We start from the raw sequence: 19,472 nt of genomic DNA on the forward strand, positions 1-19,472 counted from the left end.
GTGCGTGGGTTTGCGGATGACGCTTCTGTTTTGAAGGATTGCGGCTGTTGAAGCGCAATCTTGAGAACAGGAGTTTGAGAGTTTGAGATGGCCGAGTTGAGCCCTCTTCGCCGACGCATGATCGAGGACATGACGATCCGCAATCTGTCGCCGGCCACCCAGCGATCCTACGTGCACGCGGTGGCCAAGTTTTCGCGATATTCGACCGCTCGCCGGACCGGCTCGGCCTGGAGGACGTTCGCGCCTCCCAGGTGCATCTGGTCTCTACCGGAATCTCGTGCCCCTCCCAGGCGCTGCGCCAGTAAAGCGTCGGCGAGCCAGCATCCGACGGTGCGTTCGAAGCGATCTCATTCGGCGGCCATGATCGCGCCGGTCACCATGCCGCAGCGGAAAGCTGCCGAGCTCGTCTGGTCAGGTCGCTGACCGCCTCGTCGTCGCGGGCGACGATCGAAATCTTCCCCACCGCAGCGAGGTTTCTCCCGTTAGAAGATCCTCAGCGGGATGGGCTGCCAGTTCACGCCCGGTCAACAGCATCCGGCCCGCGGGGTCGACCTTGTCTCCCGGTCGTGTGAGCAGAAGAACATCGCGAAGTGCGGCTTCATCCTCGACGCCGCGAGCCTGCTTCGCCGTACCACGGCCGCCGAAAGCCCTAGGCGCTGTCACCAGGCGCCAGCCCACCTCTCTAGCTGGCGGACCATCTCATCGAGCGCGCCGATGGCTGCACCGTCAGTGATTGCAATGTCCTCAATGCGCCGCAACTGTTTGGGTCGGGGGCAGCCCTGTGCAACCAGGCCGGCACCGCCGCGTCGGCGCGGCTTCCGTGGCACCGGGAAGAGTGCCGTGGTGGCGCAGGAGGGTTTTGGCTCAGAATCATGGAACACGATGAATCATCGCGGCGCATTTTGTAGAGCGAACGATAAGTCTTGCACGACCAGCCATTTATCCCTCGCGAGATCAATGCCGCGGGCAATTAGCAGGCGAACTCCGTCCGGACTGAGTACCTGTTTCAACGCGGGCAAAAGAAGTTGTGTAGCCATGTCACGAAATGCTTGGTCCGCTTCTCTGCCGGCCGATGGTCCATGAAATCCCCTCTGCACGCACGACGCCGGAAACCTCCTTGCCGATATGATGCTCAAGCACCGGCCGCCATGGCACCAGCGTGAACTCGCGCGATTTCTCGATGACAGCGTATTTTCCGCCGGCGAGCTCGACGGAGCGGCGGAGCGTGCCTTCTATTCGATCTCCACTCTGGGCTTCAGAATAGGGCAGACCGAGTTCGTTCGACAACTGGCCGGCCACGCGGTTCAACTCGCGTTGGCGCAGCATCGAAAGCATGTTGGCGCGATAGACGATCCGGTCCTGCTCTTCCCGAGCAAGACCTTGCGCAATCAGCCACTGCCGTCGGCGGCCTTGCGCCTCTCGGACATCGCGGCCGAAACCAGAGCTGTGCAAGGCCTCCGGTATGTCGGAAACCAGCTCTCGATCGAGCCAGGTGGCGCCGTCGAAGCTGACTTGTTGTTCCAGCGGCGTCGATGAGAGCTTGTCAACCGTGACAGGCTCGGCCCCGGCCCGCTGACGCTCGTAGTCAGACACACGGTCGAGATGATCCGGTGCGACGATCCAGGTGCCGTCCGGCTCGCGCTCGACACGACCGGTCGCCCGGCGGATCGCCTCCAGTCGCCGCGCGTGCGTTTCGGCAAAGCGTTCGGTGGCCGACGGGTCATGCTTGAGATGGATATCGATGCTGTAGCGCCCGTCATGGGCCGTGGCGATCTCGGCAATTGTGCGGTCGACTTGCCTTGGCCCGGTGTCCCTCGGCGTGACCCGCACTATGCAGCCCTCTGGCGTCGGTTGGGTGGCCTCGCCTTTGCCGATATCAACATAGTGGCTTTTGCCGTCCACGCCGTCGACGACGAGGTAATGGCGGTCAGTGATTTCGTCGGCCAGGCCGCGCGCAATGATGCGGCCGACGACAGGCTGCATCTGCTCTGCAGATCGATCATGGACAACATAGTCGGCGGCACTGCGGGCGAGCCCCTTGCCGGTCAGTTCGCGGTGCATGGTCTTGATGATGTCGCCCCGCTCGCCGATGCGGCGCAGCGTCGCTTCAAGCTCGCCATCAAGGCGCCAGCGGCCCGAGCCGACTTCCTCAGCCAGACCCATCCGCTCGAGCTTGCGCAGGCGGCCCTGGTGCAGCGTCTGGCGAAACGTGTCTCGGCTGGCCGGTGAGACATGCCCCTCATGGTCGCGCATGCGGAGCAGCTGCCGATCGATGTTGGTGAAGCGTTCCCGCTCCATTTCCTGGCGCAGGCGTTGCTCGATCTCGCGGTCCGTTCTCGGGCCAAGGTCGAGGCTGACCAGCTCCGCCGCCCGTTCACGGATTCCAGACGAGATGTAGTCCCGCGCGATGACGAGGTTTTCGTCGCGGTCGTCCTTGCCGCGGACGATAATATGGGTATGCGGATGACCAGTGTTGAAATGATCGACGGCCACCCAGTCGAGCCTAGTGCCGAGGTCTTCTTCCATCTGCGCCATGAGGCGCCGCGTGAGCGGCTTCAAGTCATCATACTCGATGCCGTCTTCAGGGGCGACGATGAAGCGGAACTGATGCCGGTCGCCATCGGCACGATCGATGAAGGCCTTGCCATCAACGCGGTCGCTGTCGGCGCTATAGAGCTCGCCAGGCTCGCCTTCGCGGGTGACGCCGTCGCGCTGGAGGTAGCGAAGGTGTGCACGTGCCCCGTCAACACCCTTGCCGGCCAGCTTGACGATACGCGCCTTGACGACGGCGCGCCGCTGCCGAAACGCCGCGTGGGGGTCGCGCGCTCTGAGAACGGCGGCAGCAGCCCCGCCGCGCCCCGCCCGGCTTCCGATGAAGCGGCCACGGCGACCGCTGCCGCCGCCGGCTCGGTTGATCGCGGCGCGGATCTGGCCGGCGAAACGCTTGCCTGCCTTCGAGCCGCGCGATCCGATTTTGCCCAGGCTCGGCTTGAACTCTTCATCCTGCATTGAGCCTCCTAGTAATCTTAAGCAATATCAGAGGTTTGTCGGCAGCAGCTCTCCTGACGCTGAAGGCAGCCTCCGTGGAAAACGATGTGCAGACAAAGACTTCGCCGCCTCCAGGAGGCGATGCCTTTATCTTGCCTTCCGCGGACCTGCCTCCCTGCCTCCCTGCCCCGCCCGACCCACGGTACCCCTGCCCTCACCTGCGATCCGGCCGGCCTGACCTTGCTCGCTCCGATCCGAGCGGCACCACAATTTGGCCATTCGGATCGGTCGCGGAAACACCGTTTCGCAGGAAAAACAGCGACTGCCCGGACGGGATTTCCGGCGCTTTTCCGGAACGGGATTTGCCGGTGAACGCGTCCATGTCGGCGGCCGAGATCCCCGCCGCCTTGAGCTGTTCCAGATACAAAACCGTCTCGCTGGGCAGCGGTCGCCCACGCTGCAAATGCTGTTCGTAGCGGTCCGGCCCAGCGTTATAGGCGGCAAACAGGCCGGGAAAGCCGAAGCGGTCATACATGGCGCGCAGATAGGCAGTGCCTGCCAGAATGTTGTCGCGAGGGTCGTGCGGATCGGCCCCCAGGCCAAGCTCTGCGCGCATCTCCTCGTAAGTGCCGGGCATCACCTGCATGAGGCCAATGGCGCCGGCGTGTGAGGCGATCGGCCGTCCGTCCAGCATTGTCTGCCCCCGGCTTTCGGCATCCATGACGGCATAAATCCAGGGCTGTGGAATGCTGAAACGCCGGCTTGCCTCAGCTACGTAGTGCTGCCATTTTGCCAGCTGCGGACCACGGGAGATGTCGGCCGGCTGAGCGTCGGTCGCGGCGGAACAGGCGCATGGCGCTATCGCGACCATGCCGAGCATCAGGAGGGTTACTCGGTCCATAGCGGCACGAGCCTCCCGGCAATATTTTCGGCCGGCACCGGCCCGAAATAGCGGCTGTCGAAGGAGCGGTTTCTATCGTTGCCGAGCAGGAAAAACTCGTCGGCGGCGAGCTTGCGGCAGGCATTCCACCAAGGCAGCGGACGGTGCTGCGTGTCGGTTGCCAGCCGGCGCGCGACAATCTCGCCGCCGATGATGATGGCGTCGCCGAAGGCGCAGACATGCTCGCCAGGCAGCGCGGCAAGGCGCTTGACCAGCGGCACATTGCTGGGCAGATAGAAGCGTTCGGCGGCGAGATCGGCGACCGGTTTTGGCGGGCGGACGAGCACCAGATCGCCATGAGCCGGTGATCCGGACGCGACGCGATAGAGGCCGACCGGCGCACTGGCCGAGGCGTTCCACACCAGCCAGGGCGATGGGTTGTCGAAAGCGGCGAAGCCGATCAGGCCGAGGCCTATTGTGGCCACGGGGATCGTCTTGCGCGCCCGAATGCGCCGCAGATGGCTGCCGATCAGACGGATAGTGGGACGCCGGCTCATGAGCGGCCTCCCTCACCGGCCGAGCCGGAATTGTGCCCGCCATCCTCGGGCCTGGTCTCCTGCGCGCGTCCCTTCGACCAGTCGTCGAGCTCGTCGATGTGATAGCGGACATAGCGGCCGTGCTTGCGAAATTGCGGGCCGCCGCCTTTGAGCCGCATCTTCTCCAGCGTGCGCTGGGACAGCCCGATATAGAAGGCGGCCTGCGCGGTGTTGAGAAACGGACTGCCCTTCTTGGCGCGGGCCGCGCGTTCGTTTTCGTCGTCCATGATGGTCCTCGTTTCGTTACGGACAAGCGAAGGCGAGGATCGGCGAGCGAGATCGTTTCGGGGACGGGCGAAGAGTGGGGGGCGAGTTTTCGCCGCCCCTTCTTGAGAAGAGCCCCGCGCCCGGTTGCGGCGCGAGGCTCGAGGCAGGCGGTTCAGTCGACCGGGTTCCAGATGATGGCGTATGTGTCGTCATCATCCTGGCCGGCGGCGCGGCCGAGATTGGCGTAGAGCTTGCGCGGGCCGAACTCCGGGGCGGCAATCGACAGGCTCACATAGTCCTTGCCGGAGGTCTCGCCGGTGCGGATCCAGCCGGCCCCTACTTCGACCCCTTGCGTCAGCACCCGGAAGTCGGGATGGGTGTCGGCGCTCTTTGCCTGATTGGGCACGATGTCGATGTCGGCGCGCACGCTGAGCGTCTTGAGCTGGCCCTTGTAGCCGCCGTTTTCCTGTTTGGTGACGTATCCGATCGCGGTCATTTTCAGTCTCCTTTTGGTGCTCGCCGGGGACCATTCCCCTGCGATGGCGGACCGTGATGGGCGCGTCCGGACCGCCGGAACCGGGACGGCCGCAGCGATAGCGGAGGACCCGAGCGGACAGCTTTTTTGAAGCGAAGCGGCGCGAGGAAGCCGCCGCAGGCGGCGGGGAAAAAAGCTGCTGGCGAGGGTTTCGGGCGGGCCGGATCCGCCCATAGGTCGTCAAGCCAGCCGCAGGGGAATGGTCCCTGAGACACATGGAGGCAGGTGGCGCGATCGGCGGCACAACGAGCAGGCGGCATTACAGGGCGCCGGCTGCGCGGGCTCTGTCGGCAACCCGATCGGACAATTGGCCCCATGCGCCTGGCGCCTCAGCAAGCAACCCGGCGCGGTGCAGGGCTGCCGAAACGGGCGCGAATTGGCGTCGGGATTTCTCGCGCGCGGCACTGGCTCGACAAGACGCCCAATCGGCAGCCGGCGCGACCCGGAGCGGCGCGCGCGACCTGAGCGGCGGTAATCGAGAGAACCGCCGCTCGGGCCCTGATCGATTATTCGCGGACGAACAGCGGCTGTACCTGTGTCCACTGATCGGCGGTGCGGAAGCCGCCGCGGCTGGTGTAGCTTTCGGCCGGGAATTTCATCCAGCGCGGCAGCCAGCTCTCGACCTTCTGGCGGCCATTCTCGCCCGCCAGGAAGTCGCGGATTATCTTCTTTTGCGTCTTGACCTTCTCGGCGACATTGCCGTCCGCGACCAGCTTGCCGCCGACCTCGGCGAGCATCGAATTGGCGATTTCCTTATCGCGCAAGAGGTCGAAGAAGGCATCGTCCGGTTGCCACCAGGTGCCCATATCGACGTTCAGATGGTTGCCGAGCGCCTCGATGACGGCGCTGCCGGCTGCAAGCGTCTCGGCCATGACAAGGGTGAGAACGCGCATGACATCGTCGTCGCAGAGCGCCAAGAGGCGCGCGAAGACGCCGGCGATAGCAAAGGCGTCGCCATCGCCGCCGGCGACCACGCCATCCTCATCCGGTGATCCGAGCAGGGCCAACACTTCGCGCCGTTTTTTGCCGAATGCAGCTTCAGCCTTGCAGCCGGCAAGGCTGGCAGTCACCGTCTCGTTGGCCGCGCGCTGTGGCTCACGGCGCACCAGCCACAAGCCGGAACCGGTGATGGCGTGCGCCACCACGAGTCGCAGCGCCACGGCGGGATGGTCGAGCATGGCCGCGCGCACGGCCGCATGGCGATGCAGATCGACATAGTTCTGCATCGGGCCGGTGAGTTCGGGGCGCGGCGGCTTGGCGGCTGTTTCTTCTTGCTCGCCGCCCTCGCGGGCGCGGCGGGCTTCCTTGCGTGACAGCCAGCCCTCGTGACACTCGACCTCGCCGCGATGCGAGACAGTGATGACGACCTTGCCGCCCCTCTTCTTCGGGGTCTTCTCGTGGTCCCATGGGTGGAAATACTGGCCCGGTTCCAGCAGCACCACCTCGCTCCAGCCCTCGTTGAGATATGTGTCGCGTCTGGTGGCAATCGCTTCGTTCTGCTTTTGCCAGAACAGGTCGGCATCGGCGAAATAGCTGTCCTCGCCGAACAGGTCCGAGGTGATCAGGCCGGGATATTCGTCGATGGCAAACAGCGCCACCTTGGTGGAAATCGACTGGCCGCCGAACAGCCATTGCTTCAATTGAAAGCCACGCGGCGCGTATTGATCGGGATCGGCAGACAGAGCCAGCCAGTCCTTCTGCTGCGCCTTGGACGCCATGGTGAGATGGCGCACCGTCTCGGTATCGATCTCCTCGCGCCGGTAGGCTTCGCGGATTTTGGGCAAGAGGTCGCCAAGCGCCAGAATGCGTTTGACCCTCAGGTCAGTGATGCCGAAGGTCGCAGCGATATCGGGAACGGTGCGGCCTTGCCTGACGAGCCGCGAAAACGTCTCCCATTGCGAGACTTCGTCAGGATCGAGGCGGGCGAGGTTTTCGATCAGCGAGGCTTCCAGCGCATCGGCATCGTCGCCATCCTCCATGATGGCGCAGGGCAAGGGATCGCCTTCGCCGCGCTCGTCGGCAAGCGATTTCGCGGCGAAATAGCGCCGCCTGCCGGCAACGATCTCGAAGGTTTCCGGCTGGCCGTTGGGCCGCACAAGGAGAGGCACCAGCACGCCGCGCGCACGCACGGACGGCAGGATGTCGGAAATGTCGGGCGCGCGTTTTCCATGGCGCATGTTGAGCGCGGAAATGTTGAGCTGATCCAAGGGGATGTGGGCAAGCTGCATGGTTACTCTCCATCGCTTTGGTGAGGTTGTCCCGCCGCAGAGGCCGACGGCCGGCGCGGCGGGACGGTTTTTGCGCCTATCGGCGCTGCTATTCCGCCGTGTCGGGCGGAAGCTCGGAATGGGGCTTTGAAAGGGCGTCTGCTGCCTGCCGCAGAAGTCGCTCGGCCTCGGTGATGTGGCGGCAAATGCGGGCGGCTTCGGCATAGACGGAGAGCGGAAAGCGCGCCTGGAAATGCAGGTCGCGCTCGATGCCGAGGCCAAGCGGACCTTTTGCGGATGCAAGCTCGGCCAGACTGACGCTGCCGAGTTCGGGGAAGCCGAAGCCGAGATCGCAAAGACCGAACAGCGTGTCGCCATCGGCGTCGAGTTCGCTCAGAAGCCACGTCGCGGCACCTGTCGGATCGAACAGTTTCACAACGGGAAAATGGTCGATGTCGGCGTCGGCGGCGCCATTGGCGAGCAGTCGTGCGCGCAGTGGATCGGTGATCAGGATCATGGAAAGACTCCTTGTCAGAACAGGTCGAGTTGATTTCTGCTGGCTTCATCGAAGAGGCCGATATCGAGCGGCTTTTGCGCCGCGCGCGGACGCATCGGCGCGTCCGTCAGGAGGGTGAGCCGATCGCGCGTGGTGATGGGCCGAACGCCTGGAATGAGCATCTGCTCGCCTTGCGGCGTCGGCTCGGTCGCGGTCAGTTGAGGATCGCGCATCGTCATGCCGCAATCCCTTCCTGCGCCTCGCCTTCGGCATCGGCCTGTAGGCCAAACAGGAAATCGGCGGCCTTGGAGGCAAGACTGGCGGCACGGAAGATGGCGCGGTTGTCCTCGCGCAGCACCTTCAGCCATGAGCCGATGTAATCGGCATGACGCACGGTCGGCTCGATACCGAGATTGCTGCAGACGAAGGCGGCAGTGATTTCGGCGACCAATTCTTCACGCGCGTAAGCCTTGGAGCCGAACGAGCCGGAGAGGTCGCGAGCAAGCCGCGTTGGGTGGCCGGTCCAGTGGCCAAGCTCGTGAAAGCAGGTCCGGTAATAGTCGATCTGGTGATGGAACGCCGGCTGCGGCGGCACCTGAATGTGGTCGCTGCCCGGCATGTAGAAAGCGCGATCGCCGCCGACCCTGAAATCCGCACCGCTGGCGCGAATGAGCGTCTCGGCGTGCGGCACGATCTCGCACTGAGGCAGCGGCTCGGCGGCGGCATAGAGGTCTTCCGGAAGATTATCGCACTGCGCGACATTGAAGACGGTGAAGCGCTTCAAAAAAGGCACGGCCTGTGGTTCATCGCCCTCGTGGCGTGCGCGCTCCTTCTCGTCCTTGGGGACAAAGCGGTCGGCATGCACGATGGTCGTGCCGCGCTCGCCCTTCCTGACATTGCCGCCAAGGACGAGCGCCTGCCGGAAGGTGAGCCAGTTCTGGCTGGGATAGCTGCGCTCGATGACCGCGCCCCACAGGATGAGGATATTGATGCCGGAATAGATGCGCCCAGAGGATGCATTTCTCGGCAGGCCAAGGCCTGCCTTTGCGCTGCCCCATGGCTTGACCCATGGCACGGTGCCGCGCTCCAGTTCGGCAATGATGCGGTCCGTGATCTCCTGATAAAGGCTGGCGCCGGGGCGCCCGCCCTTGCCTGTGCCAGCCTCTCCGCTGGGGGTACGCTTGCTGTTTGCATGCATCGTCTCATCCTCCGCTCGCCAATCGCCGCGCCTTTCCCCGGAAGCGGGGTGGGCGGCGAGTCGCGACCGGAAAGGCCCGCCGTGGGAGGCGGACCGCATCCGAAGGACCGGAACGAAGAGCAGGACCCTGAGCGGCACGCGAAGGGTTGCGGGCTGCCGCGGCGGGCCTAGAAGGGAGTGCCGCCCACCCCGCGCCACCGGGAAAGGCCAACAGACAAACCGCGCCGCCCGCAAGGACGGCGGCCGTCTCAGCCCGAAGGGCTGCCCACGCCAAGGGGCGAAGCCGAATGGCCGAGACCGCCTGAGCTTGCCGAAGAAAAGCGGGCTCGGTTCACGAGCACCTGGTGCGCGTCGTCAGGCGCGCGGGCGCCCGCCAGGACGGCAGGCTGGACAGATTTTTCGAACGGATCGCGATAAATACTTCAAATGAATGCTGCACCGAAAACATGTGCGATGCAGCATTTTCGCAAGCATTTACCACGGAGGCTCAGACCCGAGACTTCCGCCACCCAGCCTTGCGCGCGGCTTCCTCCGAACAAAACCAGCGCTCGCCTTTCAACAGGTTGATGCGCGTCTCCCAGTAATATTCCTGTCCGGGAACATGATAGATGCGCTCGCCCGTGTTGTAGCTGATATTGGCTTTGATGTTGCAGCCGAGAGCGGCAGGGCCGATTTCGAAGGCAAGAAAGCCAGCCAGGATTGTTCCACCAGCAACGATCTTTGCCCACAACGGAACGTCCTTCGAACGATGGCGCTCGCCATACCTGCGACGGTTGTACCGATTGTCTTGATAGCGATGGTTGCCCACGCCCCTTCTCCCCGAAGAGAGAATGCGACGTTTGCAGCCTGGAGTCTATAAGTCTGGTCTAATTCACCGGTCCTGTTCCGAACCATTGAATGAACGGCGCATCCTTACCGGTGATATCCTTCACCGTCTTCAACAGCGCTTCATGGGTGCGTTGGAGAGCCCGGTAATGGTTGCTGGTAGGTGATAGAAGCGGCTGGACGATGCTCTGGTGCAGCCGTTCTGCCTCCGCGAGAAAGCGCTCGATTTCAGCCTGTGAAAGCTGCTTGGAAAGTTTGGTCCTAGCCATTGCGATCTCCGTGAGGAATCGCCCCACCTAGGATTATCATCCTATATCGGCATGGCTTGGTAAAGACCCACCCGCAGCGGAATGGCAGCTTGCCGAAGAAAAGCACGCTCGGTTCACGGTACCGGCGCGAGCCGTTAGACGCGCAGGCGCCCGTTAGCCCGCAGGCTGGACAGAATCTCGCACGGATCAGCGTCAAGCGCCGCAGTTAAGTCGAGAAACTCGATGACATCGAGACGCCGCTCTCCACCCTCGTACTTGGCCACGAAGGATTGGGGACGATCAAGCTTCTCGGCCACCTGCGCCTGAGTCAGGCCTTTGGCCTTGCGCAGGGAAACCAGCTGGGCCAGAAACCGCTGGTGGCGGGGCGAGCGAAGAGATTTGGGCATGTAGGCGAACCGGTCGGGTAAAGACCGGATCAGCGACTAATCCCGGTTTCGGATTATCCCATTTTGGGATATGCTGCGTTGCATCCAGCGCTCAACAGCCGAGGCTCGCAACAGGCATGAATCGATCAATGGGAACAGATGAGACTCGAAACTCAACTCTGTGCGACGAAGTCCCCTGGTCGGAGAACCTGACGGCCTACGATAGGCAGCATTTCACGATCTACCTGCGGATCCTGGATGCCTGCGCCGACAATGCCAGCGAAGAGGAGATGGCCGATCTCATTCTAGGCATCGACCCGGCCCTTGAACCGGTCCGCGCCCGCAAGGCTCTTCGCAGCCATATCGACCGGGCGAACTGGATGGTCACGACCGGCTACAAGGAACTGTTCGCCGGCTGACGCACAGCACGGATTGTCATGCTCTTCAAACAAGGAAGTTCAGATACCCGTCACTCATGAGCGCACGGCCGCGAGAGACGGCGCGGCGGGAGCGGTCACAACTGGTTCGCGTGCTGTTTGACTGCCATTTCCAATGCTTGGCTCAGAGGCACAGCCTTGGAGAACAGGAAGCCTTGAGCGGTTCGGCAGCCAAGCTTGTGCAGGGTTTGCCGATCCGCCTCTGTTTCGACGCCCTCGGCCATGACCTCGATCCCGAGCATGTTACCGAGATCGATGACCGATTTGACAAGCAGTCGGTCCTCTCGGGACTTGGCCAAGCCGCGAATGAAGCCCTGGTCTATTTTGACCTTGCGTATCCGACTGTCCTTGAGCGATGCCAACGTAGAAAAGCCGGTGCCGAAGTCATCGAGCGCGATGGAAATGCCCGCATGTGAAAGCCGTCCGAGCTTTTCATCCACTCTGTCCGGGTCAACCGGGGATTCTTCGGTAATCTCGATCTCGAACATCGTTGCAGGGAGACCTCTTGCCGCCAGACCATCCAGAACCATGTCGTCGATATCGCCGGCTTCCAGTTCGCGCGGTGAAACATTCATCGCCACACGGAGATCCCGACAGTCAGCTTTCACCAAGCCGTCGATAAAAGCACAACAGTCGGCGAATACGGTTTGCGTCAGCAGCTGAAGCATTCCGGTTTCGCGTGCAGCTGTGATGATTTCGGGTGGAGAGATGGCACCATGAGTCGGATGGGACCACCTCAGCAAGGCTTCAAAGCCGACCACGGCCTCGGTGTCGAGTTTCACGATCGGCTGGAACCAAGGTTGCAAGCTTCTCGTCTTTATCGCCGAATGAAGGTCCCGTTCGACGGACTGGCGGCGTTGCAGTTCCCTGTCGAGTTCGGCATCGAACAGGCAAAATTCGTTCCTGCCACGACGCTTGGCCGTATAAAGGGCGATATCCGCCCGCAACAACATTTCGGTCAGGCCCGGGCTTTCCGCCAGGTATATTCCTATTGATGCCCCGACCCGGACGGACGCGACCTCGATATAGGGGCGGGCAATTTTGGCTATGATATTGGAGGCGAGATCACTGGCAGAAAGCGAAACCCTCGTTGAGGGAAAAAACAGCACGAATTCATCGCCGCCGATACGAGCGAGCGTTGAGCCTTCCGGTGCTTCCTCCTCTATGCGGCGGGCGATCCTGACAAGCAGTTCATCACCGGTCCTGTGACCGTAGGTATCGTTGACGGATTTGAACCCGTCCAGGTCAACCAGCATTGCCACGAAGGGGCCATCCGCGGTCTCGAACCGTCCGATAGCGTCTTCGAGGCCACGCCTGTTGAGAAGGGCCGTCAGGTGGTCCTGCCTGGAACTGGCCTTCATCTCCGCCGCAAGCCGCTCGGCCTCATGCCTCAGGCGGCTCGCTTCGCGGAACCGTGCTTGCCCAACAAACGAAGCTCGAACCAAGCCGCCCATGAAGAGCAGAACGGTAAAAGCCAGAATGTAGTCTTCAAAATTGCCTTTCGCCAAAAGGCAACCCACCGTGATGAGGAGCGGAGGTGTGATGAAGTTGATCGCCGCCGCGGCATACGAACTGCCGTATGTAACCGCACCAGCTGAAATGCCCGCCAGAATGACCAGATGCAGCGGTGCTTGAGGTGTCGTGTATCCAACAGTCAGGACGGCCAGGAAGGACCAGGCAAACCCTGCCAGAAGAGCAAGGATGCCAAACCAGCGAAGCCGCGGCAAAACCCCCACTAATCCGTCATGGCGCCCCGTTTCCTTTAGCTGATAACGCGCGAGTGCAAGGCGGGCGGCATTTATCGCATTGACGACCAGGAACCAGATTGCAGCTGCAAAGCCGCTGCCAGAAAGGGCGTGCACCGCCCAAATCAGGCCTGACAGGATAGCGCTTATCGGCATCGACACGAAGAGGCCGGCCCTCAGGTCAGCAAGCTGATCCTGGCGGATTTTGGCCTCCAGCGTGTCTTCATTCTTCGGGGCCATGGACGGACCAGCTTGCTCCCATCGTTGTTCGCGAGGACAAGCCTACGCAGGCCCACTGAAGGACGGGTTAACTATCCAGCGGGGATAACCAGTGTGCTCACCATGTCTTCGGGGCGCACGTCTGCCTCTTGGCCTTGCCGTCTGACCATCGAGCTCTTGCCCGCACGCGTGCCTTGATCCGAATCATCCCAGGATCGGCAACGTCACCATGGAAGCAGCCCTACCAACGGCATCAACGCGCCCGGCGAGACAAAAGGAAGCCGGGCCGAGATAGCGTTCCAGAGCGGCAGCGCTGCCTGCGATTCACCGCCTGAGCATGGCCGAAATGCCATGGCGGATAAAGGGAAGATATTGGGCAAAGCGAAGCCCTGCATGTCTTGCAAGCCGTGCCGCCGGGTGCTCGCCTGAGTAGAGAGCGACAAGTGCATTCGTAGCATGATAGAGCGGTGCCGCCGACAGACGCAGCCGGCTTTCGTATCTGCCGAGCATGTCGGGATCAGCAATGTCGCGGCGCTCGCGACATGCCGCCAGGATTCTATCGGCGAGTTGCTTCTGGCCACTGAGGCCGATGTTGAAGCCATGCGCGGTCACCGGGTGCATGCCGAGGGCAGCATCGCCGATCAGTGCCGCACTCGGAGCCCAGAACTTGTGCGCCCAGGTCGTGACCAGCGGATAGGCATGGCGGGTGCTTGCCAAGGTCATCTCTCCGAAGCGTCCTCGACACCGGCTCGTCGATTCCATGAGGAACAAATCGTCGTCGAGAGCAAGCAGTCTGTCGGCCTCGCTTGAGCGCAACGTGAGAAGCAGCGACGACACGCCTTCCATGAGCGGCAACATCGCTATCGTCTGATGGTGATCGAACCATTCGACCGCGATCTGGTGATGGGCGCGCTCGTGCCTCACCCGGCAAATCAGCATGGAGTTGCCAAGCCGATTGATGTCGGCGCCAATGCCGAGCAGGTCGCGCGTCGCGGACAAACGCGAATCCGCTGCAACGAGCAGCCGAGCGGCCAATTGCCTGCCATCAGAGAGCGTTATGACTGCTTCTTTGTGGCTGGTTGTTGCATTGACGACCGAGCGGCCGCACAGCAGCTGGGCATGATCCTGGAAGTGGACAAGCTTGAACAGGGCGTTGCGGATCCGACAATTTGGGACCAGAATTCCGAGTGGTTCCCCAGATCCGCTGGGAGAATCGAAGCTCAGGGCGAAAGGGCTCGATCCGTTGAGCACGCGCGCGCCTTGTAGCGGTGATTTGTCCGAAGCGGGGATGGCATCCCAGGCGCCGAGCTCGCGAAGGATTCCAACCGATGCGTGGGTCAGCGCGATCTCGCGACCGTCGAAAGCCGGATTCGCCAGGCTTTCGAGCGACTGCCGTTCAACCACTGCCACCTTGAGTCGGCTCTGGGCAAGCGACGCGGCGAAGGAAAGTCCGACCGGCCCGGCTCCGACCACAATAACGTCGAATCTATCGACAGAGCCGGCCATCAGCGTGCCGCCATTGCGTCGGCTATCTGCGACGAAGGGCACTGGAACGCATCGCAATCGATCCACGGTTTGCGGCTCATCTCCCCAAGCGTCTCCACGCGACCTAACCGTCCGTTAGACATCCGTTCTCCGTTCAAAAATGCTCAATGAAACCATGCCTATGAAGAGATAACCCTGATGTGGATCAACCAGGCTCGATAAACGCGGCAACGGCGGGTTCACGGTCGACTGGTCGACCGCCACACCATGGTCTGGTCAGGTCATCATGGAATGGCCGGCTTCCCGTTCGGTGCGGCCCTTTCCTGGCCGAAAGTTCGGCAACGTATTCTGGCTGATCCGTTCGCACCCGTCGCGCGCCGAAATCGGCATGACGCGAAGCAACCGCGGAAAATATTCGAGCGAGTCCTCGCAGGGCAGGCTGGGTCAACTGCGTGGCTCGCCGCGGTCGATCAGGATCCGCTCGGCGGCGCCATCGAGATCTTCATATTGGCCGCTCCTCAAGGCCCACAGGAACCCGGCCAGCCCAAGCGCTCCGAGGAACAGGGCCACAGGTATGAGGTAGGCGAGCGTCGTCATGAGGGTTGTGCCAGTGCGCCAATGTCGGAGCGCCTGTCATGTCGGGCATCTTGCACCGATGCATTTGACACGAAACCTTGCAGGCGTAGCGCATTGCCGATGACCAGGAGGGACGAGGCGGACATCGCGACCGCCGCGATCAGTGGCGTAACGTGCCCCAGAATGGCGACCGGCACGGCGATGCCATTGTAAACGATCGCGATGGCGATGTTCTGCCGGATCAGCCGTCCGGCCTTCCGCGAAATGTCTAAAGCAAGTGGGACCGCCAGAAGACTTTTACGCAGGAACACGAAATCCGCGGCGTTGCGACCGATATCCGCCGCCGTGGCCGGAGCGAGCGAAACGTGTGCGGCACCCAATGCAGGCGTGTCGTTGAGCCCATCGCCGACCATCAGGACCTTGTGGCCGGATCTGGTCAATGCTTCGATGTGTTCGACCTTGCCCGAGGGAAGCAACGCGGGAATAAAGCGCTCGACGCCCAGTGCTTCCGCGACTTCGACACAGGCAGCTTCTGTGTCGCCCGACAGCATCTCCACCGACACGCCGGCGCTGTTCAAGAGTTCGAGGGCCGCCTTGGCATCGGCACGCAGCTCATCCTCGAAATCGAAAGTCGCGACAATGACCCCGTCCTTCGTCAGAACGGTTCCGCCATAGCCTTGTTTGCCTTCGCCGACGGTGCGAGCTTTCCACTCACCCCATCCGCGGCGACCCAGCCGCCAGGTACTGCCCTCGGCGATGGCTTCGATGCCGAAGCCCGGATGCTCGCTGACGGACGCGAGTTTCGGCTGGCCGGCAAAGGCTGCATTGCCAGCGATTGCCTTCGAAAAGGGATGGCGGGAATGCGCTGCCATCTCGGCCGCCATGGCGAGCATCGTCGGATCAATCGACGGCGCATTGATCAGCCTTGGCAGTCCGAGCGTAAGCGTGCCGGTTTTGTCGAACAATGCCGTGTCGATCCCCGCCAGGCGCTCCATGGCGGAGCCGTCCCTGACCATGACGCCGCTTTCAAACAGCCGCCGCGCAGCGACCACCTGCACGATCGGCACGGCGAGACCGAGCGCGCACGGGCATGTGATGATCAAAACGGCGATGGCGATTGTTATTGCCCGGTGCCAGTCGCCGGTCGCCGCCATCCAGCCGAGGAACGTCACAAAGGCGGTGAGGTGGACCACGGGGCATAGAGCGCGGAGACGCGATCGGCGATCCTGCGATGGCGGGCGCGGCCGCCCTCTGCCGCTTCCATCAGCCGAATCATTTCGGCCAGGAAGGAATCCTTCGCGGCGGCCATCGCCTCGATGGTCAGCGGACCGGTGAGATTGAGTGTACCGGCCTGGACCTGCGCCCCCGGGCCCACCGTTCTGGGCGTGCTTTCCCCGGAAACCAGGGAACAGTCGAGATCCGACGCCCCGCCAATGATCCAGCCGTCGATGGGCACCCTCTCGCCGGCCGCGATCAAGAGCTCCATTCCCGGTTCGATCTCGCCAACCGGCAAGTAGTCGCGCGAACCGTCCTCGCGCAGCACCATGGCGCCGCGCGCCGCCAGCCGAGCCAGTCCGTTTACGGCCGTCCGTGCCCGTTCCCGCATCACGTGATCCAGCGTGCGGCCGATCAGCAGAAAGAACAGCAGCGACACCGACGCCTCGAAATAAGCATGGTCGCCATGGTTGATCGTTTCGTAGAGGCTCATGGCGTAAGCGAGCGATACGCCGACCGCGATCGGCACGTCCATGTTCATGCGGCTGTGGCGCAGCGCATTCCAGGCCGAGCGAAAATAGATGCCGCCGGCGAAAGCGAGCGCAGGAATGGCAATCAAGGCCGAGACCCAATGGAACAGGTCGCGGGTCGCGCCTTGCGCGCCGGACCAGACGGAGACTGATAGCAGCATGATGTTGCCCGCCGCAAAGCCGGCGACCGCGACGGCGCGGATCAGTTCCGAGAGCGTCCTGTCCTTCCCGTCAGCCTCGGGATCGAACAGGTGCGCGCCATAGCCCAGCCGTCCAAGTGTGGCGACGAATGGCGGAACCTCGTCGCCGCGCCACCGGACCGAAACACGTTTCGTTGAAAGATTGACACGAGCGCGTTCGACGCGATCCAGCTTGCCGATCGCCGTCTCGATCGTCTGGATGCAGGCGGCACAATGCACAGCCGGCACCGAGAGGTCGGTCTGGCGAAGATTTTCGCCAATCGAGCGGCTCGCCAGTCTGATTTCCTGGCTAGAAGGCCGGACGAGTGCGACCTTGTCCAGGTCCAGCGCCATTTCGGCGCCTGGCGCGCAGCAGCTCATTGCAGCGCCCCGTGGGAAATCATGATCCGGCGAAGGTCGCGATAGGGTTTCGCAAGGCTCGCATCGGCGTCGATTTCGACGATCCAGACGCCATCCTTGGGAATGTGGTGCGCGGCGAATATCTGACCGGAGGCAGCGGCAAGAGTGACGGAATTGTCCTCGGCCTCGTAGGCGGGATGACGAAACAGCACCTTGACGCCGCGCAAGGCAACCGGCTTGCCGTCAGCATCGGTGAGACTGTAGCGGACCTCACCGCCTGCGATGGTCAGTTTGCCAGTCCAGCCGAGGGCTGCCTGAGTTCGCCCTTGCTCGGCCTTTTTGTTGAATTGCTGGCTCGCCACATAGGTGTTTTCGACGACAAGGCCGGTCCAGCTCGTGTTGGCGAGCGTCGCCATCGTCAGATTGACCGCTATGACCACGCCGAAGAAGCCAAGGATGGTGAACAGCATATGCCTGCCGGTGAATTCGCGGGATTGTCGCGAGGTGTCGCTCATCTGGCGATCTCCGGTGCGTTGAAAGTGGCCGTGTATTCGTCCGACTCGAACGTTGCCTTGTTTTCGACCCGGAACTTGAAGGTTTGCGCTGCACCCCGAACCTGATCTGCCGGCTGACGCACGAAAACCTTGAGCATCTTGAGCCGGTCGGGTTCGACCGGGATGGCGAAGGAGCGATCCGCCGCCAGGTCGATACCGACAACGCTCATTTCGGCTCCATGCAGGCCCTGCATCGTGACAATGATCGTTCTTGGTTCGGGGATCATGTTGAGCAGCTTGACGGTGTAGCCGTTGCGGATCGAACCGTCGGACAGCGTCACGAACTGCGGGTTGCGATCGTGCAGGACGTTCAATTCGAGCCGTTCGCGGGTCAGCAGCGAATAGAGCAGCGCGAGACCGACCGCCGACCAGGCGCCCATGTAGATGAAGGTGCGCGGGCGAAAGATCTTGCGGATATGGAAACGGGCCACCTTGTCGGAGAACAGGCCGTCAGCGCTCCTGACCAGTGACGGGTTGACTGAACCGGAGCCGCCCGGGGTCGCCAGCCTCATATTGGCGTTGTAGTCGGCCAGCGTCGCATAGGAAATCAGTCCGCGCTCCCTGCCGAGCTTGTCCATGATACCGTCACAGGTATCGATGCAGAGCGCGCAGGTGATGCATTCAAGCTGCTGGCCATCACGAATGTCGATCCCCATCGGGCACACCGCGACACAGGCATTGCAGTCGACGCAGTCGCCGACGGGCTGCCCGGCGGCAAGGACCCTCTTGGCGTGACGCGAGCGCGGTTCGCCGCGCCAGTCATTATAGGTGACGGTGAGGGAATTCTCGTCGAGCATGGCCGCCTGGATGCGCGGCCATGGGCACATGTAGGTGCAGACCTGCTCGCGCATCAGCCCGCCGAACGTATAGGTCGTCGCCGTCAGCACGGGCACGGTGATGTAGGCGACGGGGGCCGCGGTGCCGGTGAAGAGTTCCCCAAGCAGCGTCGGCGCATCGGCGAAATAGAAGATCCAGGCGCCGCCGGTCAGCACCCCTATGACCAGCCAAATGGCGTGTTTCGATGTTCGCAGCACGAGTTTGCGCGCAGTCCAGGGACCGGCATCGAGCTTGATGCGCGCGTTGCGGTCGCCCTCGATGGCTCGCTCGACGACCAGAAACAGATCGACCCACACGGTCTGCGGGCACGTATAGCCGCACCAGGCCCGACCGACGGTGGATGTGATCAGGAAAAGGCCGATACCGGCCATGACCAGCAGGCCGGCGACGTAGTAGAATTCCTGCGGCCATATCTCGATGAAGAAGAAGTAGAAGCGGCGGTTGGCAAGATCGACCAGCACGGCCTGGTCAGGGGCAAATGGCCCGCGATCCCACCGCAGCCAGGGCGTCAGGTAGTAGATCCCCAGCGTGATTGCCATCACCGACCACTTGAAGCGGCGGAAGCTGCCAGAGGCCCGGTTCGGGAAGATCTTCTTGCGTGCGGCATAGAGCGGCTGACGGGTCTTGGCGGAGTTGACCGCATTGGCTTCGAGCCGTTCTATTTGCGTGTTATCGAGCACGAGAAGCTCCAGTCACCAGCGACCCATCGGTTTCTGGATGATGCCGAGGCCCGGCTCGCGCCGGGCCTCGTCGCTTGGCGGTGGGGGGG

General features: G+C 62.7%; 18 protein-coding genes and 2 pseudogenes. 2 read left to right on the forward strand and 18 right to left on the reverse strand.

Annotated elements, in window-relative coordinates; all coding sequences use genetic code 11:
• Positions 1–87: 87 nt before the first annotated feature.
• Positions 88–287 (forward strand): annotated as a pseudogene (locus NKI41_RS17185) (phage integrase N-terminal SAM-like domain-containing protein); the annotation flags it as partial.
• A 751-nt stretch (positions 288–1,038) separates the two neighbouring features.
• On the opposite strand, the gene rlxS reads toward NKI41_RS17185, so the two are convergent.
• The 12 genes from rlxS to NKI41_RS17245 all read right to left on the reverse strand — a co-directional run bounded on the left by rlxS (position 1,039) and on the right by NKI41_RS17245 (position 10,587).
• Positions 1,039–3,009, reverse strand: a complete 1,971-nt coding sequence (gene rlxS, locus NKI41_RS17190; RefSeq protein WP_352684154.1) for a relaxase/mobilization nuclease RlxS — start codon at positions 3,007–3,009, stop codon at positions 1,039–1,041.
• A gap of 193 nt (positions 3,010–3,202) precedes the next feature.
• Positions 3,203–3,889 (reverse strand): lytic transglycosylase domain-containing protein, encoded by a 687-nt coding sequence (locus NKI41_RS17195; RefSeq protein WP_352684157.1) that lies wholly within the window; start codon positions 3,887–3,889, stop codon positions 3,203–3,205.
• Positions 3,877–4,425, reverse strand: a complete 549-nt coding sequence (lepB, locus tag NKI41_RS17200) for a signal peptidase I (protein ID WP_352684159.1) — start codon at positions 4,423–4,425, stop codon at positions 3,877–3,879. Before lepB ends, NKI41_RS17195 begins: the two co-directional genes overlap by 13 nt.
• On the reverse strand, positions 4,422–4,691 hold the full coding sequence (locus NKI41_RS17205) for a helix-turn-helix transcriptional regulator (RefSeq protein WP_352453595.1): 270 nt from the start codon (positions 4,689–4,691) through the stop codon (positions 4,422–4,424). Before NKI41_RS17205 ends, lepB begins: the two co-directional genes overlap by 4 nt.
• Before the next feature lie 152 nt (positions 4,692–4,843).
• Positions 4,844–5,167, reverse strand: coding sequence for a DUF736 domain-containing protein (locus tag NKI41_RS17210; RefSeq protein WP_023672372.1), 324 nt, complete (start codon positions 5,165–5,167; stop codon positions 4,844–4,846).
• A 545-nt stretch (positions 5,168–5,712) separates the two neighbouring features.
• A complete protein-coding gene (locus tag NKI41_RS17215; protein ID WP_352684162.1) occupies positions 5,713–7,434 on the reverse strand; it encodes a ParB/RepB/Spo0J family partition protein in 1,722 nt (573 codons plus the stop codon).
• Positions 7,435–7,522: 88 nt separating this feature from the next.
• On the reverse strand, positions 7,523–7,930 hold the full coding sequence (locus NKI41_RS17220) for a DUF2958 domain-containing protein (RefSeq protein ID WP_352684164.1): 408 nt from the start codon (positions 7,928–7,930) through the stop codon (positions 7,523–7,525).
• Between the two features lie 14 nt (positions 7,931–7,944).
• Positions 7,945–8,148, reverse strand: coding sequence for a hypothetical protein (locus tag NKI41_RS17225; RefSeq protein WP_352474122.1), 204 nt, complete (start codon positions 8,146–8,148; stop codon positions 7,945–7,947).
• Positions 8,145–9,107, reverse strand: coding sequence for an ArdC family protein (locus NKI41_RS17230; RefSeq protein ID WP_352684167.1), 963 nt, complete (start codon positions 9,105–9,107; stop codon positions 8,145–8,147). The genes NKI41_RS17225 and NKI41_RS17230 overlap by 4 nt, the downstream gene beginning before the upstream one ends.
• Before the next feature lie 487 nt (positions 9,108–9,594).
• On the reverse strand, positions 9,595–9,915 hold the full coding sequence (locus NKI41_RS17235; RefSeq protein WP_352468497.1) for a sunset domain-containing protein: 321 nt from the start codon (positions 9,913–9,915) through the stop codon (positions 9,595–9,597).
• A gap of 58 nt (positions 9,916–9,973) precedes the next feature.
• Entirely contained in the window at positions 9,974–10,201 is a 228-nt protein-coding gene (locus NKI41_RS17240; RefSeq protein ID WP_352453620.1) for a hypothetical protein, read from the reverse strand.
• A 134-nt stretch (positions 10,202–10,335) separates the two neighbouring features.
• Complete coding sequence (locus tag NKI41_RS17245; RefSeq protein ID WP_023722035.1) at positions 10,336–10,587, reverse strand: helix-turn-helix domain-containing protein; 252 nt, start codon at positions 10,585–10,587, stop codon at positions 10,336–10,338.
• A gap of 128 nt (positions 10,588–10,715) precedes the next feature.
• Here NKI41_RS17245 and NKI41_RS17250 point away from each other — a divergent pair, with 128 nt between their 5' ends.
• Positions 10,716–10,985, forward strand: a complete 270-nt coding sequence (locus NKI41_RS17250) for a DNA -binding domain-containing protein (RefSeq protein ID WP_352453619.1) — start codon at positions 10,716–10,718, stop codon at positions 10,983–10,985.
• Between the two features lie 95 nt (positions 10,986–11,080).
• Here the strand turns inward: NKI41_RS17250 and NKI41_RS17255 are convergent, their stop codons facing one another.
• From NKI41_RS17255 to ccoG, 6 genes and pseudogenes are all read right to left on the reverse strand, one after another.
• Complete coding sequence (locus NKI41_RS17255; protein ID WP_352684169.1) at positions 11,081–12,988, reverse strand: putative bifunctional diguanylate cyclase/phosphodiesterase; 1,908 nt, start codon at positions 12,986–12,988, stop codon at positions 11,081–11,083.
• 303 nt (positions 12,989–13,291) lie between these two features.
• The gene (ubiM, locus tag NKI41_RS17260; RefSeq protein ID WP_352684235.1) at positions 13,292–14,473 is read right to left on the reverse strand and encodes a 5-demethoxyubiquinol-8 5-hydroxylase UbiM; all 1,182 of its coding nucleotides are present in this window, start codon (positions 14,471–14,473) and stop codon (positions 13,292–13,294) included.
• Between the two features lie 423 nt (positions 14,474–14,896).
• A complete protein-coding gene (gene ccoS / locus NKI41_RS17265) occupies positions 14,897–15,049 on the reverse strand; it encodes a cbb3-type cytochrome oxidase assembly protein CcoS (RefSeq protein WP_352496247.1) in 153 nt (50 codons plus the stop codon).
• Positions 15,046–17,333: pseudogene (locus tag NKI41_RS17270) on the reverse strand (cation-translocating P-type ATPase). Before NKI41_RS17270 ends, ccoS begins: the two are co-directional and overlap by 4 nt.
• Positions 17,330–17,827, reverse strand: a complete 498-nt coding sequence (locus NKI41_RS17275) for a FixH family protein (RefSeq protein ID WP_352684171.1) — start codon at positions 17,825–17,827, stop codon at positions 17,330–17,332. The pseudogene NKI41_RS17270 and the gene NKI41_RS17275 overlap by 4 nt, the downstream one beginning before the upstream one ends.
• Positions 17,824–19,383 carry a cytochrome c oxidase accessory protein CcoG gene (ccoG, locus tag NKI41_RS17280; protein ID WP_352684173.1) on the reverse strand — a complete coding sequence of 520 codons (1,560 nt, stop codon included), beginning with the start codon at positions 19,381–19,383 and terminating at the stop codon, positions 17,824–17,826. The genes NKI41_RS17275 and ccoG overlap by 4 nt, the downstream gene beginning before the upstream one ends.
• Positions 19,384–19,472 lie beyond the last annotated feature (89 nt).

It is taken from the genome of Mesorhizobium sp. M0601, from assembly GCF_040320845.1.
In the GTDB taxonomy this organism is placed as follows: domain Bacteria; phylum Pseudomonadota; class Alphaproteobacteria; order Rhizobiales; family Rhizobiaceae; genus Mesorhizobium.

Bases quoted from the DNA above. Each gene is read 5' to 3' on its own strand.
- rlxS (WP_352684154.1), bottom strand. From the start codon at position 3,009: ATGCAGGATGAAGAGTTCAAGCCGAGCCTGGGCAAAATCGGATCGCGC.
- NKI41_RS17195 (WP_352684157.1), bottom strand. From the start codon at position 3,889: ATGGACCGAGTAACCCTCCTGATGCTCGGCATGGTCGCGATAGCGCCA.
- lepB (WP_352684159.1), bottom strand. From the start codon at position 4,425: ATGAGCCGGCGTCCCACTATCCGTCTGATCGGCAGCCATCTGCGGCGC.
- NKI41_RS17205 (WP_352453595.1), bottom strand. From the start codon at position 4,691: ATGGACGACGAAAACGAACGCGCGGCCCGCGCCAAGAAGGGCAGTCCG.
- NKI41_RS17210 (WP_023672372.1), bottom strand. From the start codon at position 5,167: ATGACCGCGATCGGATACGTCACCAAACAGGAAAACGGCGGCTACAAG.
- NKI41_RS17215 (WP_352684162.1), bottom strand. From the start codon at position 7,434: ATGCAGCTTGCCCACATCCCCTTGGATCAGCTCAACATTTCCGCGCTC.
- NKI41_RS17220 (WP_352684164.1), bottom strand. From the start codon at position 7,930: ATGATCCTGATCACCGATCCACTGCGCGCACGACTGCTCGCCAATGGC.
- NKI41_RS17225 (WP_352474122.1), bottom strand. From the start codon at position 8,148: ATGACGATGCGCGATCCTCAACTGACCGCGACCGAGCCGACGCCGCAA.
- NKI41_RS17230 (WP_352684167.1), bottom strand. From the start codon at position 9,107: ATGCATGCAAACAGCAAGCGTACCCCCAGCGGAGAGGCTGGCACAGGC.
- NKI41_RS17240 (WP_352453620.1), bottom strand. From the start codon at position 10,201: ATGGCTAGGACCAAACTTTCCAAGCAGCTTTCACAGGCTGAAATCGAG.
- NKI41_RS17245 (WP_023722035.1), bottom strand. From the start codon at position 10,587: ATGCCCAAATCTCTTCGCTCGCCCCGCCACCAGCGGTTTCTGGCCCAG.
- NKI41_RS17250 (WP_352453619.1), top strand. From the start codon at position 10,716: ATGGGAACAGATGAGACTCGAAACTCAACTCTGTGCGACGAAGTCCCC.
- NKI41_RS17255 (WP_352684169.1), bottom strand. From the start codon at position 12,988: ATGGCCCCGAAGAATGAAGACACGCTGGAGGCCAAAATCCGCCAGGAT.
- ubiM (WP_352684235.1), bottom strand. From the start codon at position 14,473: ATGGCCGGCTCTGTCGATAGATTCGACGTTATTGTGGTCGGAGCCGGG.
- ccoS (WP_352496247.1), bottom strand. From the start codon at position 15,049: ATGACGACGCTCGCCTACCTCATACCTGTGGCCCTGTTCCTCGGAGCG.
- NKI41_RS17275 (WP_352684171.1), bottom strand. From the start codon at position 17,827: ATGAGCGACACCTCGCGACAATCCCGCGAATTCACCGGCAGGCATATG.